This is a genomic window from Occallatibacter riparius, from assembly GCF_025264625.1.
Taxonomy (GTDB): Bacteria; Acidobacteriota; Terriglobia; order Terriglobales; family Acidobacteriaceae; genus Telmatobacter; species Telmatobacter riparius.
Window position 1 is genome coordinate 6,394,701 of record NZ_CP093313.1, and the last position, 17,052, is coordinate 6,411,752.

The window sequence follows — 17,052 nt, forward strand, 5'->3', positions numbered from 1 at the left end:
TCGCCCTATGCGTGGGTGATGATCCTGAGGCGATCCCAGGGACGAATGAAGCTCAACATTGCCACATTGGCGGTAATTCTGTTTGCCGCAATCGTCTTCGCCCTGAATACCACGCACCTGGCGTGGACCCCTTGGCACATCGCAGGTCTTGCAATCGCGATACCCGCGCTGCTGTTGCTGGTAGTGGCACGGCTGCAACTGGGCCGCGCCTTCAGCATTGAGGCCAAAGCATCCGTGTTGGTAACCCACGGGCTCTACTCGAAGATTCGCAATCCTATCTATGTCTTCGGCGCGCTCATGATTCTTGGCCTCATCATCTTCTCCCGACAGCTTTGGTTTCTATTGGTATTCGCGGTGCTCATCCCGATGCAGGTGTACCGCAGCCGCCGCGAGTCGCGCGTGCTGGAAGAGAAGTTCGGCGCGGCTTATCTGGAGTACAAGCGCAGGACCTGGTTTTAGTCGTATTCGAGTTTCACTGATTCCCTGAGGAGTTCGACATGCATTCTCCGTGGTTTGGCGAGTTTATGGGAACGATGGTCCTGGTGCTGCTGGGCAACGGCGTCTGCGCCGGCGTAACGCTGCGCAAATCGTACGCGGCGAACTCAGGATGGATCGTCGTCACAACCGGCTGGGCGCTGGCAGTCATGTGCGGAGTGCTGGTCGCACAGGGATTCGGCGCTCATGGCGCGCTCAATCCGGCTATCACCCTGGCGAACGATGTGGTCAGCGGCCATTACGAGGATCTGCTTTCGCTGTGGTCTGCGCAGATGCTGGGCGCAGTCTGCGGCGCGACGCTGATGACGCTGCACTATGGGCCGCACTGGGCGCAGACAGAAGATCCCGCTGCGAAGCTCGGCATCTTCTGCACCGGACCGGCAATCAAGGCACCGATGTGGAACCTTCTCAGTGAGATTATCGGCACTGCCCTGCTGGTGGTCGTCGCGGGCGCAATCTTCTCTCCAGGAGTGGCCCCCAACGGACCGGCGGCAGGCGTTGGCACGTGGCTGGTGGCAAGCCTGGTGTGGGGCATCGGACTCTCGCTGGGCGGAACGACCGGCTATGCGATCAACCCAGCGCGCGACCTCGGCCCCCGTCTGACTCATGCGATCCTGCCGATCCCCGGCAAGGGCAGGTCAAATTGGAGCTACGCGCCGATCCCGGTCCTCGGGCCGTTGATCGGCGGAGTATTAGCCGGTCTGCTGGTGAAGTTCACCCACCCCTGGTGAGCACCTGCGGTTCGGCCGACCGCGCCTCCGGCGCGAAGTCGCAGTGCTGAGACCGGCAATCTGCGGTTAAGCAACCTCGATCATGATCTTGCCGAAGCGTGCCGGATCGCGATCCCACGCGGCCAGGATAGCCGGGGCTTCGGCAAGCGAGACCGTGTGCGTGATGGCCTCGCTTACCGGGAATAGCTTCGCCTCAAGCATGCGGATGACGTCGCGGAAGTCCTCGGGCTGTGCATTGCGCGATCCCAGGATGTCGAGTTCCTTCTGCACGAAGAGCCGTGTTTCGTAGGCCACTTGCTCCTTCGCGTAGCCGATGTAGACCACGCGTCCGGTGAAGGCAACCTCTTCCACCGCGGCACGGAACGTCTGCGGCAGTCCGATCGCTTCGATGACGACATCGGGGCCGCGGCCACCTGTGAGTTCCGCAAGTTGAGCATGCAGGTCGCCCGCCGATGAGTTGATGCTGTGCGCGGCGCCGGCCTTACGCGCCGTGGCAAGCTTGTCGTCGTCCACATCGATGCCGATCACGGTAGCCCCCCGAAACGCCGCGCCGGAGACCGCGCCGAGCCCGACGCCTCCACAACCGAACACCGCCACTGTATCGGTCGCCGTCACCCGCCCTCGGGCCGCGGCATGAAACCCCACAGTCAGCGGTTCCACCAGGCAAAGCTCCCGAAGCGACAGATTCGCGCGATAGAGGCGGTCGGCAGGAATGGCAATCAACTCGGTCAACGCGCCGTCGCGCTGCACCCCGAGTGTCTGGTTGAATTGGCAGGCATTCTTGCGATCGCGCATGCATGAGGCGCAATGTCCGCAATTCGTATACGGCGACACCGCCACCTCAGTGCCGGGTTTCCACTCTGGATGGCGGGGATTCAGTTCCGCAACGGTGGCAGCAAGCTCATGGCCGAGAATGCGCGGATACGTGACCAGCGGATTGCGGCCGCGGTAAGAATTCAGATCGCTTCCGCAAAGGCCCACCTTGCGGACCTTCAGCAGGATCTCATCGTTTCCCGGCGAGCTTGGTTCGGGAACATCGGCGACCACCGCATCGCCAGGTCCCTTCAGAAGAAGAGCTTTCATCTATAACTCCGTGATTACTACTGACATGATATCGGGCGGCGGCGGCACCGGTTGTATTCTGAGCTGTTACGTCATCTCCTCTCGCGAAGGACCAGCCCCGCCCATGGCCGAAACCGCTCTCCAACTCGATAGCCGCGACAACGTCCTCGTTGCTCTTCAGCCGCTCGCCGCAGGAACCGGGGTGCGGTTCGGCGCCGCGTCAACCTCGGTGACTGAAGACATTCCTGCCAAGCACAAGATGGCGCTGGAGGATCTCGCACCCGGCGACGTGATTCGCATGTACGGCATGGTGGTAGGCGAAGTGACGCAGCCTATTCCGCGCGGCGGACTTGTTTCTACGCGCAATGTTCGCCATCGCGCCGAGGCCTACTCCGCCACGCGCCAGCCGGTGTCGTTCACGCTGCCTGATGCCGCCCCATGGACTGAACGCACGTTCATGGGCTACCGTCGCGCCGACGGCCAGGTGGGTACGCGCAATTACTGGCTCGTGCTGCCGCTGGTGTTCTGCGAAAACCGCAACGTGGAGCGAATGAAGGAAGCGCTCGAAGAGGAACTCGGCTACGGCAGCGAGGGAAACAGCTATCGCCAGCATGTGCGGAAGCTTCTGCAGCAGAAGAAAGCGGCGAACAGCGCGACGGCTTCTGCAAAGGAAACTTCTGCGGCGCGAGTATTCCCAAACGTAGACGGCATCCGCTTTCTGACTCACCAGGGCGGCTGCGGAGGCACGCGCCAGGACGCGCAGGCGTTATGTGGTCTGCTTGCCGGCTACATTCATCACCCCAACGTGGCCGGCGCAACGGTGCTGAGCCTGGGCTGCCAGAACGCCGAGATTCGCATGCTGATGGACGAGCTTCGCGCACGCGATCCGCAGATGACCAAGCCCGTGCTGGTATTCGATCAGCAAAAGTCGGGCCGCGACTCGACGCTGATGGGCTCGGCCCTCGACGCAACGTTCGCAGCACTCGAGGAAGCGAACTCGGCAACCCGCTCCGCGGCTCCGCTGTCGGCGCTCACGGTTGGGCTGAAGTGCGGCGGATCAGATGGATTCAGCGGCATCTCCGCTAACCCTGCGCTGGGATACCTTTCCGATCTGCTGGTCCAGCTCGGCAGCAAGACCCTACTCTCGGAGTTCCCCGAGTTACACGGCGTGGAGCAGGAGTTGATTAACCGCTGCGTGACGGACGAGGTGGCCCAGCGGTTCTACGATCTGATGCACGCTTACTCGGCGCGCGCCAAGGCCGTTCACTCCGGGTTCGACATGAATCCATCGCCCGGCAACATTCAGGACGGCCTCATCACCGACGCGATCAAGTCAGCCGGCGCGGCGCGCAAGGGCGGCGTGTCCCCGGTCCGCGATGTCATCGACTTCCCGCAGTACGCGACCACGCCCGGTTTGAACCTCCTCTGTACGCCGGGCAACGACGTGGAATGCGTCACAGCTCAAAGCGGCGCGGGCGCGAACCTGGTTCTGTTCACCACTGGACTCGGCACGCCGACGGGAAACCCTGTAGCCCCCGTGGTGAAGATCTCAACCAACTCGCAGCTTGCCGACCGCATGGCCGACATCATCGACTTTGACGCGGGCGGCATCATCACCGGCGAGAAGACGATAGCCGAATGCGCCTCGGAATTGCTGGAGTTCTGCATTGGCGTGGCGAATGGCGAGCGGCTGACCAAGGCCGAGCAGTTAGGCCAGTATGACTTCATCCCCTGGAAGCGCGGCGTGTCGTTGTAACTCCGTGGCTATTTGGTCGGCTCGGTTCTCACACCGTGGCCGACATACCGCTGGCCATCAAATGTGAATAGCTCGGAGTTTGGCTGCATCATCGTCACGGAATTCGTTTCTATATCCCGCTACCCACTCGAACGATGCCGCCTGATATGTAGATCATGCCCACCTGTCCGCAGGACCAGTTCGTACCCGGGACCTGTGGAGCGGAAGACCCAGTACATGATGACGTTCGCTCCGGCCAGCGGACCTTGGCCGAGTACAACGAGATCCTGTCGCTCCGGCTTGCTTAGGTTAACTTTCGCCGCAGAGAACCACGAGTCCGGCGCCAGTTGTGGCACAGGATCCGCGCTCGTCATTGCCGGTCGAACGAAATCGTCCTTTGAGAGTACCTTCAGCACCTCACCGGGAAGAGGAACTGGATGTTCTACTCCCTCAGCTTCGGCGCTAAAGTCTACCTGCTCCACCCGCAGGGCTTGCTTCCCTTGCGCGGCAGTGCAGATGCAGGAGATTGCAGTTAACGCGATACGCAGAACCAAACGCCGGCCATTCACGATTCTCTCCAGGTCGTCCGTGAAGTCACTCCAGAAACGAAGCCACCACCGACAGCGCTGCAATCGCCGCCGTCTCCGCTCTTAGGATCCGCGGACCCAGCGACGCCGCACGCCAGCCATTGGCGTCGAACAATGCCTCTTCCTCCGGCGCCCATCCACCTTCCGGACCGAACGCCAGCTCCAGCGTCGGCATCTGGTTCTGCGCCGCTTCCACGGCTTCCTGCACGATGGTGCGCAGCGTAGTGCTGCGTTCCTGTTCGGCCAGCACGATGCGAGTAGCATCCGATGCAGTGCGAACCCGCTGCGCCAGTGGAACCGGATCGTGAATGAGCGGCACATCCGACCGCCGCGATTGCTTCGCCGCCTCATGCGCAATGCGCCGCCAGCGCTCCACGCGCTTGTCGGCCGCCTGCGCCAGGTGCTTCTCCGTACGCCGCGCAATCACGGGAGCAATCGCCGCAACACCCAGCTCCGTAGCCTTCTCGATGCCCCACTCCATGTGATCGAACTTGAAGACCGATACGACGAGCGTAATGGGCAGCGCCGGATCCGCATCGAGTTCCGAAATCAGATTGAACCGGACCTCATTGGCTGCGACCGCGGCGACCTGCGCGTGAAACACATGCCCGCCGGCCACCACGTCCGCCTCCATGCCGGGCTGCGCGCGGAGCACGCGGACCAGGTGCTCGGCCTGCGGCCCCACCAGCGTTGCGGTTGCTTCATCCCAGTGTTCGGCGATCCAGCGGCGGCGTGTCATCGATCCTCTCTTCCTTTCGAAATTCTATTGCGCTGTGCCGGCGCGGACCGCGCCCACTGTCGCCAGAAACACTAAGGGGACGCTGGAAGCGTCCCCTTTGAGTGTTGCCTGTTTTGGTTGATGACCGCGATTACTTCTTCTTTGCGGCCTTCTTCGCGGCCTTCTTTGCAGGTGCTTTCTTGGCTGCCTTTTTCGTTGCCATTTGCCTATTCTCCCTTTTCGATGGTTTGCATCGAAACTGCAAGATGAATTGCAGTTGAGGAATGTATAGATTCATGTTTCACAAGTGTCAAGAAAAAAAAGACTATCAAGTGGAAAAAGTGGCAACAATTTTTCAAAGTCGAATTCGATATCGAGAACGAAGCTCACACGAGATGCTTCGTATGTAGAAGAGCGAGTCCCAATCCAGCAACAATGTCCTGCCACGCATGCGCAAAAATTCCCGCGCGAATGTTGCGACGAAAGATTGCGAGAAGGCTGAAGAGCGCGCCGTAGATGGAAAGTAGAACCATGTAGTGGAAGCCCTGGTAACCATGCGCGCAGCCAAAAAGGATCGCCGAAAACACAACGCCCACGGCAACCGCGCCACGTCCCCACGCCGTGAACTGCCGCTGCAGATACCCGCGGAAGACAATCTCTTCCGTGAGGGCGGCCATCGCGCAAAGCAGTATCCATGCGGCTATTTCACTCATGTTCGAAGGCGCGAGCGCTGTGAGAGTGTGGACCGTTTTCTCCTGCGCAGGGTCGAGCTGGCCGTTCTTCATAATCGGCCGATGATGGATCAGGGCGTCTGTTACGAACCACGTCGCGTTGATGGTGGCCAGCAGGGTCACCGACGAAATCCAGAAGGCGGCGGCACATACCGCATCGATTCCAAGCGTGCTCGAGCCCGTCACGTTTCCGAAGATCGACCGGAATGGGATGCGGCGCAATCTCATTCCAAACCACACCCAGATGAGCATCACGATCTCGGTGACAACCGTAAGCGCGTATGTCTGCATCCGGTGCACCGGCGCGGCATGCTCGCCTGAAAATTGCTTCGCTCCCGAAAAGGAAAGTAGAACGATGCCGGCGATGAGCAGGATCGTGTGCCATACCGGAGCGATGGGCTTCGGGCCACTCGCCGATTCCGAATAGTTGCTCATGGCATCGGGAGTAATAGGTTCGGTCGGGACGTTCTCCGGGCTGGACAAGCGATTCACCTTTCAATCGGTTCTGGAAGACGACAGACTTCAGCACTCGATGATATTCAGCGCGAGACCGGCGAGGCTCGTCTCCTTGTAGCGCGACTGCATATCCATCCCCGTCAGGTACATGGTACGGATAACTTGGTCGAGCGACACCTTGTGTGTCTCCAACTCGTTCATCGCAATGCGCGAGGCCTGTACAGCCTTCACCGCTCCCATCGCGTTGCGCTCGATGCAGGGGATCTGCACCAGGCCGCCAATCGGATCGCAGGTCATTCCGAGATTGTGTTCCATGCCGATCTCGGCCGCGTGCTCAATCTGCCCATTGGTGCCACCCAGCGCCGCAGTGAGCCCGCCAGCCGCCATCGAGCACGCAACACCGACCTCGCCCTGGCAACCGACTTCCGCACCGCTGATTGACGCGTTCTCCTTATATAGGATTCCGATGGCCGCCGACGTCAGGAAGAACCGCTGCATCCCTTCGCGATCCGCGCCCGGGATGAAGCGCTCGTAGTAACGCGCCACCGCGGGAATCACGCCCGCCGCGCCGTTGGTCGGTGCCGTAACCACGCGGCCGCCGGCGGCGTTCTCCTCGTTCACCGCCATCGCCCACACCGTAACCCAGTCGAGCGGTGCCAACGGATCGCTCGGCGTGCCCGCGGCTTCCTTCTCGCGCAGACGCTCAGCCAGACGATGCGCGCGCCGGCGAACATTCAGGCCTCCCGGCAGCGTGCCCTCGGTGGCCACACCGCGATCGATGCAACTGCTCATGATGTCCCAGATGCGATCGACTCTCTCCAACACCTTCTCCTGCGCCGCGTCCGCAGAGAGTTTGCCGAACCGCGCCGACTCATTGGCCAGCATGAGCTGGCTGATGGTGAGGCTTCGCGCCTGGGCCTGCTCAAGCATTTCGGCGGCGCTATGAAAAGGAAACGGTATGTGCGCGTCAGTCTGCGCTGCCGATCCCGCTGCGCCCGGCTGAGTCACATCTTCTGTAATGAACCCGCCGCCGATCGAAAAGAACGTCCGCTGATCAAGAACCTTCCCTGCATCATCGAAGGCCGTCAGGCGTAATCCGTTGGGATGCTGCGTGGCTGAGTTGGGCGGGAACATCGTTGACCGATGGAACACGAGGTCGCTCGCTTCTTCGAACGCGATGCTGCGCGAACCGCCGAGATTGATCCGGCGGCTCGCGCGGATCGACGCAATTGTCGGTTCAATGGATTCCGGTGCAATGGTCGCCGGCTCGTTCCCTGCCAGTCCCAGCAGAACGGCGCGGTCTGTCGCGTGCCCCACACCCGTCAGCGCCAGCGAGCCGTAGAGCTCCGCCTGCACCCGGGCAACGCGATCCAGCACGCCGCGATCCTTCAATCCGGTTGTGAATTGAAACGCTGCGCGCATGGGGCCCATGGTGTGAGAGCTCGATGGGCCAACACCTGGTTTATATAAGTCGAACAGACTTGTCACGATCCAGATTCTATCGTGATGCGCGCTGGTCCGGCAGCATTGCGCCTTGCTGCATCGGCTCCGCAGCTCCCGCATACAGATGCTCGGGCCGGCCACGCTTCGCCGTGTACATCGCGCTGTCCGCCTGGCTTATCAACGCATCAAGCGAAACGTCGGCCTTGCTCTGCGCGATGCCGAAGCTCATAGAGAGTTCCGGGCCATTGCCGCGATAAGCGTTATGGCGATCGATGCTTGTCTGGAGACGGTCTCGTGCCTCAGCGGCAGCGCATTCCCCGACCCCGAAGACGACGAACTCATCGCCACCAATCCTCGCCAGGATGTCCTGCTCACGGAAGGTGTCGCGAAGAGCGCGGGCCGCTGCGCATATCAGGCGGTCGCCGGCTTCGTGCCCCATCCCATCATTCACCCGCTTCAAGCCGTCCACATCCGCAAACAACAACCAGTTCGCCTGACCTGATCGCTTCGTGGTCCGCAGCAGTTGGCAGGCGAGCAGCGAAAAACCGCGCCGGTTATTCAAGCCAGTTAGTTCGTCTGTCAGTGATAACTGCCGGATCTCCTCATTGGCCTTCTCCAGTTCCTTCGTGCGTTCCAGAACACGATTCTCCAGCGTGTTGTAAAGCTGCACGTTCTCGAGGGCGACAGAGGTCGTATCCGCCAGCGCCTGCAGAATCTTCATCTGAAGCGGATCGGGCCGATAGAGACGTGCCCAGTAATTTCCGATAGCTCCCACAGGATCCTTGGCACGAATGGGTACCATCGCCAGGCTGCGCACGAAAGTTGGACGATAGGCCTCGATGGGAATCCGCGCATCCGCGAAGATGTCCTCGATGATCACCGGCGCGCGATTCATCATCACCCACCCGCTAATGCAGGTGCGCATCGGGAATCGCGAGCCCTTCCAGAGCGGCGCAATCGCATCTTCCTCGGCGTAGTAGCACTGATCGCCATCCCGCAGGACGAACGTCGCTCCATCGGCGCCCGTGAGCGTGCGCGCCGCATGCCGCACAATCTCCATCAACCGTGGCAGGTCTCGCGCCAGCGAAATATCCTGCACCACCTGCAGCAGGAATTCCATCGCCTGGGTGTAATCGAAGCGGGCCTGGGGAATCGCAGAAGCCATCCAGCCTCTCCACTCTCGTTGAAATCGGGGCCCGGGGGGTGCCCGGAGGGAAGATTCGCCGGACAGGTGTTGAGTCAAGCATATCGTCTCGGAAGCTCAAAGGCCATCCAGATCATCCCGGCATTGTGCAGCGTCAGCCGTCACATACCGCAGTGATAGTGAGAGTGATAGACTCCAGCCGATAATCCATGGCACATTTCAGGGCTCTCAGCGCGGCTGTCTACGGCATTGATGCCAGCCTCATCGACGTAGAAGTCGACTACAGCGGCACCACGACCAATGAAGAACACTTCCACATGGTCGGATTGCCCGACGCCGCCGTCCGAGAAAGTCGCGACCGCGTCCGCACGGCGATCAAGAACTCGGGTTACCTCATCCCGCCAACGTTCATCACTGTCAACCTGGCCCCAGCCGACCTCAAGAAGGAAGGCTCCGGGTTCGATCTCCCCATCGCTGTCGGAATTCTCGGCGCCTACAACGCCATCACTCTCACCGATCTGAGCCCTTTCCTGTTCGTCGGCGAACTGGGACTCGACGGAAAAGTGCGCCCTGTCCCAGGAATGCTCCCCGTCGCCATCATGGCGCGCGAGAAGGGCATCCCCAACCTCATTCTGCCGGCAGACAACGCGCCTGAAGCCGCAGTCGTTGAGGGAGTGAACATCTACCCCGTCACTTCCCTGCTCGACGTCATCGACCTGCTCAACGGCGCAATCATGGGAACAATTCAGCGCGAGCCGTTCCGCGTATCGACTGAGAAGCTGCTCGGCGAGCTTCAGCAGTTCACCGTGGACTTCAAAGACGTGCGCGGCCAGCAGACCGCCAAGCGCGCTCTCGAAGTTGCCGCCGCCGGCAGCCACAACATATTAATGATTGGCCCGCCGGGCAGTGGTAAGACGATGCTGGCCAAGCGGCTGCCGTCGATCCTCGCTCCGCTCACATTTGATGAAGCGCTCGAAACCACCAAGATCCATTCCGTCGCCGGCGTCCTCGATGCCGCTGCGGGACTGGTCACGCACCGTCCCTTCCGCTCGCCGCACCACACCATCTCCGACGCGGGCCTCATCGGCGGCGGCATTGTGCCCAGGCCCGGTGAAGTCTCCCTCGCGCACAACGGCCTTCTCTTTCTGGACGAGCTTCCCGAGTTTCCCCGTAACGTACTCGAAGTGATGCGGCAGCCGCTCGAGGACCACACCGTGACGATTGCTCGCGCGAGCATGTCGCTCAGTTTTCCGGCGCGATTCATGCTCGCCGCCGCCATGAATCCCTGCCCGTGCGGCTACTTCAACGACAAGTCGCGCGAATGCATGTGCACCCCGCCCATGATCCAGCGCTACGTCGCTAAGATCTCTGGCCCGCTGCTCGATCGCATCGACATCCACATTGAAGTGCCCGCGGTTCAGTACAAGGAACTCCGTGGCGGCGCCGCAGCCGAGGGTTCCTCCGAAATCCGCGACCGCGTAATGACTGCGCGCGAACGGCAGCGCGAACGCTTCCGCTCGCATGGCGAGAAGATCTACTCCAACGCCCAGATGACCACCCGGCAGATTCGCGCCTACTGCGAGTTGGGCGCCGATGCCGAGCGGCTACTTGAGCGCGCCATGCAGCAGCAGGGTCTTACAGCCCGCGCACACGACCGGATCCTTAAAGTCGCCCGCACCGTCGCCGACCTGGACGGAGCCGTGGCCGTGACGGTCTCGCATCTGGCCGAAGCGATTCAATACCGCACGCTCGACCGCAGCTATTGGTCCTGAGCACAAACGCATCGCTGATGAGCGATCCCGACGGCCGCGCCTGGATAATAAGCCGTTCTCTATTCTCCTTCCCCTCCTTATTCCTCATTCCTCGGGTGTTACTTCCGGTCTTAAGGATTTCCCAATGAGCGCCGATGACCTGTTCATCGAGATGAGAGATTCCTCATCCAACCGCGTCACGAGGGAATCCATGGAAGTCGTTCACTTGCCCGCAGGCTGGGACACAGCCGTCCTGATCGCCCCGTTCTTCGGGCTTCTTGCCTTCTGGATGTTTGGCCTTGACGAGCGGGTCGCCGCACCCAGGGACCGGAGGGCCCGCCGTCGTTTTTGCCCCACTGACCCGGATGGACGATCGGAATTTTGCGATCCAGACGGCCGGCCGGCCAGAACACGACGCAATACTCCTCCTTCTTACTCCAAAATCGCCGGGAATCCGGCACGTGAGAGTCCGCTTAAATGCCTTCCCCCCGGGACAAAGCCAATTGCGCATACCATTGAAATCAGGAGAGATATTCGCCGCACCTGCAGAGCCACCGCAGCCCGCCATTTCCGCTGAAAAAAGTGTTGACCTTGGGCCGTGAGGACGGTAACCTTAAAAGTGCCAACCGAGGGTTATTGCACAGTTCGGCAAAAGGTGCGCCCATCCGTAGTTTTCCGCATCAATATAAGTGAGCTTTTGCTCGTCGAGTTGATGACGCGGTGTGTTTAACTAAGCCCGCCGCGAACAAGGAAAAACCGGGTAGTGGATTGCCAAGCCTGATCCTGAAAACTCCTGATGATGCGTTCCGCAATGCGATGGATTGCATCAAAGGTTTTTGAACTGGACGCCAGGTCTGTGCGTCTAATCCCTTGAGAGGAAAATCAAGCGGCTGCTTTTAAATGCCGCTGGCTGCACTGGCGGCATCAAGTTGTACCGGCCGGGCAGACCGTTTGAAGGAGAAACACATAATGCGTTCTGATTTGGTTTTTGGGGCACTCTCTCATGTGTCCAACCGCTACCAGCTTTGCCAGCTCGCCAGCAAGGCGACCCGCAAGCTGCACAAGCCGAATACGCGCCTGCAGGACACCACGAACGAGGTCCTGGCCCGCTTCCGCAGCACCAACCCCGGATCTCCGGCTCCTGTTGCCGCTACTGCGGAAGAGTCCGTCGAGCAGCGCCGCGCCGCCTAAAGCCGCGGCAGCAAGTTGCAAGTCACCGCTTTGAGCGGCTTTCCAGTTCGGAAAGCCGCCTTTCGGTTCCTCCTGCTACTCCCTCGACATGTACAAGCTGTTAGTATCACGGGGATACACACCGACTCTTGCGATTCGCGCGGACGGGGCTTCAGCACGTCGCCGGCTCGCGCCTTAAATCCTCATCAGCCGGGAATCCACTGACGCCGTTGCGTTACAATGCTGCCTAGATTTCCCGCCTGATTCTGGAGCACGATTCCTCTCCGACTTTTCTCCTCTCCACAATCAAACTCCCTCCCGCCACGCAGGTGAATATGACCATCGCAGAACTTAAAGAAAAGAACATCACCGAACTGAGCCGCATTGCGCGCACGCTCGAAATTCCCGGCGCCAGCGGCCTTCGCAAGCAGGATCTGATCTTCAAGATCCTCCAGGCCCAGAGCGAAAAAGAAGGACACATCTTCGCTGACGGCGTGCTGGAGATCCTCCCTGACGGCTACGGCTTCCTTCGCTCTCCTGATTACAACTATCTGCCGGGCCCGGACGACATCTACGTTTCGCCGTCGCAGATCCGCAAGTTCGACCTCAAAACCGGCGACTCCATCAGCGGCAACGTCCGCCCGCCGCACGAAGGCGAAAAGTACTTCGCGCTGGTCAAGATCGAGGCCATCAATTTCGAGTCACCTGAAGAGACGCGCAACAAGATCCTCTTCGACAACCTGACGCCGCTCTATCCCCAGGAGCGCATCAAGCTCGAAACGGTGCGCGAAGCCGTCAGCGGCCGCGTCATGGATCTGCTCACCCCCATCGGCAAGGGCCAGCGCGGCCTCATCGTCGCTCCGCCCCGTACCGGCAAAACCATGCTGCTCCAGTCGCTGGCCAACTCCATCACGGCCAACCAGCCTGAAGTTGTGTTGATCGTTCTGCTCATTGACGAGCGTCCGGAAGAAGTCACCGACATGCAGCGCTCGGTGAAGGGCGAAGTCATCAGCTCCACCTTCGACGAGCCCGCGGCCCGCCACGTACAGGTCGCCGAAATGGTCATCGAGAAGGCCAAGCGCCTCGTCGAGCACAAGCGCGACGTCGTCATCCTCCTCGACTCGATCACGCGTCTCGCCCGCGCCTACAACACCATCGTGCCTCCGTCGGGCAAGGTGCTCTCGGGCGGCGTCGACTCCAACGCCCTGCAGCGCCCCAAGCGCTTCTTCGGCGCGGCCCGCAACATCGAAGAAGGCGGCTCGCTCACCATCATCGCCACGGCCCTCGTCGACACCGGCTCCCGCATGGACGAAGTCATCTTCGAAGAGTTCAAGGGCACCGGCAACATGGAAATCATTCTCGACCGCAAGCTCGTCGACAAGCGCGTATTCCCCGCCATCGACATCCAGCGCAGCGGCACCCGTAAGGAAGAGCTGCTCATACCCAAGGAAGACCTGCAGCGCATCTGGGTCCTCCGCAAGGTGCTCAATCCACTCTCGCCGGTGGAAGCGATGGAACTCCTCATCAGCCGCCTCGAGAAGGTCCGCAACAACGCCGAGTTCCTGCAGAACATGAACCAGCTCTAACCACCTGCGGTGGGGCCAACTGCGCCTTCGGCACCATCCGTGCCAGCCCCAGCAACAGCATCCAGCTCTGGTCAAGGTGGTCTGGAACAGAAAGCTGGCAAGGGCCGAGGACTCGTCCTCGGCCCTTTATCTTTCACTCATCTGCGATCAACTCCGCAGTGCCTGCACACTCTTCCACAGAACCCTGCCGCCAGTACCGCAATCAGCAGAAATCCTGTTAATATTAAGGAAGTACCTTCCCTGTGTGGGGCTGTAGCTCAGCTGGGAGAGCGCCTCGTTCGCAACGAGGAGGCCAGCGGTTCGATCCCGCTCAGCTCCACCAAATCACCGTTCCAAAATCAAACTCTCCCGCACACCATCCGTGCGCCTCATTCCTGCAGCAACAACGCGCTGCTCGGAATCCGCGTAGCCCGTGCGATCGGTTCCAGCAGGTACGGCAAAACCGCCATCGCAAACGGCGCCACGAGCCCTGCGATCCCGCTCGCCATCAGCTTGGAGAGCGCCGTCGCGATCCGCATCCCGCCCCGCAGCTGCGCGCCCAATCTTTGCTGATACTCCCCGACTCCGCGGCCCGCCAGCATCATCTCCGCCGCCATGCAGGCCGAGTGCATCGCGATCGCCATCCCATCGCCCGTAAACGAAGGAATGACCGCGACTTGGTCGCCAACACGCCACAGTTCGTCCGCAGAGTGCGCCAGGAACCCATACGGAATGGACGAAATCGCCATCGGCCGCTCCCACGCTGGCTCTGAGTCGGCAAGGCGCGCATCCAGCAGCGTATTGTGCTTCCGCATATGTGCCAGGAGCGCGGGCCAGCCGCCCAGTTCGCGGAACAACGAGCGCCGCGCAACAACCGACAGATTCGCCACCCCATCCTCCACTGCGACCAACCCGCCATATCCCCCGGCAAACTGATGCAGTTCGATATGCCTTGCCAACTCGTGCGACTGCCCCGGCGCAAGACGCCAGTGCATCTTGAATCCGATCAGGTCATTCTGTACGCCGCTCGGCCGCGCCCATCCGCGGAGATCGTGCTTCCCGCTCGCCAGAAAGACGTTGTCAGCCTGCACAGTCCGGCCGTCCTCGGTATGCGCGTGCCACGCGTCGCTAGCTCGGACGAGTCTCTCGACAGCGACCCCGCCTGCGACAGCACAGCCGGAACTCTCTGCACATCGCAGCAACTGCTCATCGATCACCGCGCGCGACAACGCCATCGCGGCAAACGGCAGCGGGGTCTCCACCACGCGAGCACCCGCCGAAAACCGCAGCCCGTTCACCTGCTGCGCTCCGTATCGCAGCGGATCCACGCCAGCCGCACGGAGATATCCAATCGCTTCGGCGCTCAGGAATTCCCCGCAGACCTTGTGCCTCGGTCCGCGTTCGCGTTCCAGCAACAAGACCTCGCGCCCCGCCTCCGCCAGGCGCAATGCAGCCATAGATCCCGCCAGGCCGCCGCCGATCACAAGGCAATCGATCTTGGACAGCAGAATCATTTCGTTCGGCCCACACATAATCGCGCCGGCTTATACGGCAGCAGCCGATAGTCACTTTCCTTCAGCTCAGCCGCAGCGCACAATCCACGCCAGTCCTCCGCCTGAAATGCCCGCGCGAACGACACCGGCCCATCATGTTGCACAAACGGATGCAATCGCATCACGCGCGCAAACCACCCGAACAAGCGATACGGAATCGGCGCTCGCGACAGATCATTCACGAACCACCCCAATGTCGCGTGTTGCTCCATCCACCGCAGAAACCGCACCACGTCCTCATCCCAAAGATGATGCGTGAACAGCGAACTGATCACCACATCCACAGTGCCCGCAATCGGATGATCGAACACGTCACCAGTCATCCAGCGGATCGAGCTGCCTTTAGGAGTGGCTTCCGCCGCAGTCACCGCGCTATCAGGATTCAAATCCAATCCGATGAGTTCCACCGCGATCCCGCGATCCCGCGCCCACTTCTCCACCCGCCGCAGCGCATCGCCGTATCCGCTGCCGATGTCGAGTATCCGCACCGGCCCACGCCCGCGGAGATTCAGACTATCCAGCCAATCAAGTGTCGGCCTGTACCCCAGAAACCATCGATTCACCCGCGCCAGATCGCGAAGCGCGCCGCGTATCTCCTCGCGGCTGCACGGCTCATCCATCAATTCCGGAAACTCCACCAGATCCGCCCGTCGCGAAAAATCTGGCTGACCACCGACCACCGACAACTGACCACTGGTTTCACGCGGCATGAAAGAGCATCGTCTCCGCGGTCACTCCCGGCCCGAACGACATCGCGCATCCCTGCTGCCCCGCTTGCGCCTCGGCCATCACCTTCTGCAGCACAAACATCACCGTGGCGGAAGACATGTTCCCGAACCGCGATAAGATATCCCGCGAGAATCGCAGCGCGTCCGACGGCAATTCCAACCCCTGTTCCACCGCGTCCAGAATCGTGCGGCCGCCCGGATGCACCGCCCACAGATCGATCTCCTGCCGATCGCGCCCGCGCGTCACCACCGACCCCACATCCTTCATCGCGCGCCTGATCTCTCCCGGCACCTTACCCGAGAGATGCATATCGAACCCGCCGTCTCCAATGCGCCACGTGATCAGGTCACTGCTGTCCGGCAGCCCCACAGCGAGGAAGCTGTCGATCGCCAGGCCGGTCGGCTCAGCACTTACCAGGCTCGCCGAACACCCATCCGCGAACAGAAGGAATGACAGCACCTGCTCCAGTTCCGTCGTCTCCTGAAAATGCAGTGAGCACAGTTCCAGATTCAGCACCAGCACCTTCGCATCCGGCTGCGCGCGCACAATGTAGTTCGCCGACTTCAGCGCATTCACCGCCGCATAACATCCCATGAACCCGATCATGGTCCGCTCCACCGAAGGACTGAGCCCCAGATGCCGCACGATATCGAAGTCGAGCCCCGGCGCATACAAACCCGTACACGAAGTCACAATCACATGCGTAACGGCGCGCCGCTCCTCCTCCGTCACGGCAAGCTTGTTCAGCGCACACCCAGCCAGCTTCGGCGCAAACTTCTCGAACACCTGCATGCGCCGCGCCGTCGAAGGAAAGCTGCCGGGCACATAGATATTCTCGGCATCCTGCCATCCCTCGCCATTCGTCTTCACCGGCTCCACAAACGAGTAGCGATGATCGATAGCCGCCAGCCGCGCCATGCGCTTGAACAGGTTGCGCGTGGTGCCTTCCGGCAGCATGGTTTCGGCAAAGTCGACAAAAGCACGATGCACGTCATGCGGCGGAACTGCCGTCGCGATTCTGTTGATGAATCCTGTATTTGTCATGAGATCTCTGAGTTCCCGGGCCGATTAAAAACCTTGGCAGAGCAGGTCTTGCGCGTGGAACAGTGAGCCGGAGAGGTGCGCCCCTCCTCTATATGAACGAAGGCTCCCGAAAAGATCCCGGCTCGCGCGAGTCCGGCT

The 17,052-nt window shown here is 61.0% G+C and carries 14 protein-coding genes and 1 tRNA gene; 7 read left to right on the top strand and 8 right to left on the bottom strand.

The window, feature by feature from the left end:
* Positions 1 to 45 precede the first annotated feature (45 nt).
* Entirely contained in the window at positions 46 to 459 is a 414-nt protein-coding gene (locus MOP44_RS26130) for a methyltransferase family protein (protein ID WP_260793514.1), read from the top strand.
* A gap of 38 nt (positions 460 to 497) precedes the next feature.
* Positions 498 to 1,226, top strand: a complete 729-nt coding sequence (locus MOP44_RS26135) for an MIP/aquaporin family protein (RefSeq protein WP_260793515.1) — start codon at positions 498 to 500, stop codon at positions 1,224 to 1,226.
* A 66-nt stretch (positions 1,227 to 1,292) separates the two neighbouring features.
* Here the strand turns inward: MOP44_RS26135 and MOP44_RS26140 are convergent, their stop codons facing one another.
* Positions 1,293 to 2,309 carry a zinc-binding alcohol dehydrogenase family protein gene (locus tag MOP44_RS26140; RefSeq protein ID WP_260793516.1) on the bottom strand — a complete coding sequence of 339 codons (1,017 nt, stop codon included), beginning with the start codon at positions 2,307 to 2,309 and terminating at the stop codon, positions 1,293 to 1,295.
* A gap of 103 nt (positions 2,310 to 2,412) precedes the next feature.
* Here MOP44_RS26140 and MOP44_RS26145 point away from each other — a divergent pair, with 103 nt between their 5' ends.
* A complete protein-coding gene (locus MOP44_RS26145; protein ID WP_260793517.1) occupies positions 2,413 to 4,044 on the top strand; it encodes a UxaA family hydrolase in 1,632 nt (543 codons plus the stop codon).
* A 573-nt stretch (positions 4,045 to 4,617) separates the two neighbouring features.
* Here the strand turns inward: MOP44_RS26145 and MOP44_RS26150 are convergent.
* The 4 genes from MOP44_RS26150 to MOP44_RS26165 all read right to left on the bottom strand — a co-directional run bounded on the left by MOP44_RS26150 (position 4,618) and on the right by MOP44_RS26165 (position 9,123).
* Positions 4,618 to 5,349 (bottom strand): 16S rRNA (uracil(1498)-N(3))-methyltransferase, encoded by a 732-nt coding sequence (locus MOP44_RS26150; protein ID WP_260793518.1) that lies wholly within the window; start codon positions 5,347 to 5,349, stop codon positions 4,618 to 4,620.
* Positions 5,350 to 5,714: 365 nt separating this feature from the next.
* The gene (locus MOP44_RS26155) at positions 5,715 to 6,494 is read right to left on the bottom strand and encodes a CPBP family intramembrane glutamic endopeptidase (RefSeq protein ID WP_260793519.1); all 780 of its coding nucleotides are present in this window, start codon (positions 6,492 to 6,494) and stop codon (positions 5,715 to 5,717) included.
* A gap of 87 nt (positions 6,495 to 6,581) precedes the next feature.
* The gene (locus MOP44_RS26160) at positions 6,582 to 8,006 is read right to left on the bottom strand and encodes an L-serine ammonia-lyase (RefSeq protein WP_313901082.1); all 1,425 of its coding nucleotides are present in this window, start codon (positions 8,004 to 8,006) and stop codon (positions 6,582 to 6,584) included.
* Positions 8,007 to 8,013: 7 nt separating this feature from the next.
* On the bottom strand, positions 8,014 to 9,123 hold the full coding sequence (locus MOP44_RS26165) for a GGDEF domain-containing protein (protein WP_260793521.1): 1,110 nt from the start codon (positions 9,121 to 9,123) through the stop codon (positions 8,014 to 8,016).
* A 188-nt stretch (positions 9,124 to 9,311) separates the two neighbouring features.
* On the opposite strand from MOP44_RS26165, the gene MOP44_RS26170 reads away from it, so the two are divergent.
* The 4 genes from MOP44_RS26170 (at position 9,312) to MOP44_RS26185 (ending at position 13,931) form a co-directional block, all read left to right on the top strand.
* Positions 9,312 to 10,874: a YifB family Mg chelatase-like AAA ATPase gene (locus MOP44_RS26170; RefSeq protein WP_260793522.1), complete on the top strand. Its 1,563-nt coding sequence runs from the start codon at positions 9,312 to 9,314 to the stop codon at positions 10,872 to 10,874.
* A 948-nt stretch (positions 10,875 to 11,822) separates the two neighbouring features.
* Positions 11,823 to 12,044 (top strand): DNA-directed RNA polymerase subunit omega, encoded by a 222-nt coding sequence (locus MOP44_RS26175; RefSeq protein WP_260793523.1) that lies wholly within the window; start codon positions 11,823 to 11,825, stop codon positions 12,042 to 12,044.
* A 314-nt stretch (positions 12,045 to 12,358) separates the two neighbouring features.
* Complete coding sequence (gene rho, locus MOP44_RS26180) at positions 12,359 to 13,609, top strand: transcription termination factor Rho (RefSeq protein ID WP_260793524.1); 1,251 nt, start codon at positions 12,359 to 12,361, stop codon at positions 13,607 to 13,609.
* A gap of 246 nt (positions 13,610 to 13,855) precedes the next feature.
* Positions 13,856 to 13,931, top strand: a tRNA-Ala gene (locus MOP44_RS26185).
* Positions 13,932 to 13,977: 46 nt separating this feature from the next.
* Here MOP44_RS26185 and MOP44_RS26190 read toward each other — a convergent pair.
* The 3 genes from MOP44_RS26190 to MOP44_RS26200 are packed head-to-tail and all read right to left on the bottom strand — an operon-like array spanning position 13,978 to position 16,914.
* On the bottom strand, positions 13,978 to 15,102 hold the full coding sequence (locus MOP44_RS26190; protein ID WP_260793525.1) for an NAD(P)/FAD-dependent oxidoreductase: 1,125 nt from the start codon (positions 15,100 to 15,102) through the stop codon (positions 13,978 to 13,980).
* A complete protein-coding gene (locus MOP44_RS26195; RefSeq protein ID WP_260793526.1) occupies positions 15,099 to 15,851 on the bottom strand; it encodes a methyltransferase domain-containing protein in 753 nt (250 codons plus the stop codon). Before MOP44_RS26195 ends, MOP44_RS26190 begins: the two co-directional genes overlap by 4 nt.
* Positions 15,841 to 16,914: a type III polyketide synthase gene (locus MOP44_RS26200; RefSeq protein ID WP_260793527.1), complete on the bottom strand. Its 1,074-nt coding sequence runs from the start codon at positions 16,912 to 16,914 to the stop codon at positions 15,841 to 15,843. The genes MOP44_RS26195 and MOP44_RS26200 overlap by 11 nt, the downstream gene beginning before the upstream one ends.
* Between the last annotated feature and the right edge of the window lie 138 nt (positions 16,915 to 17,052).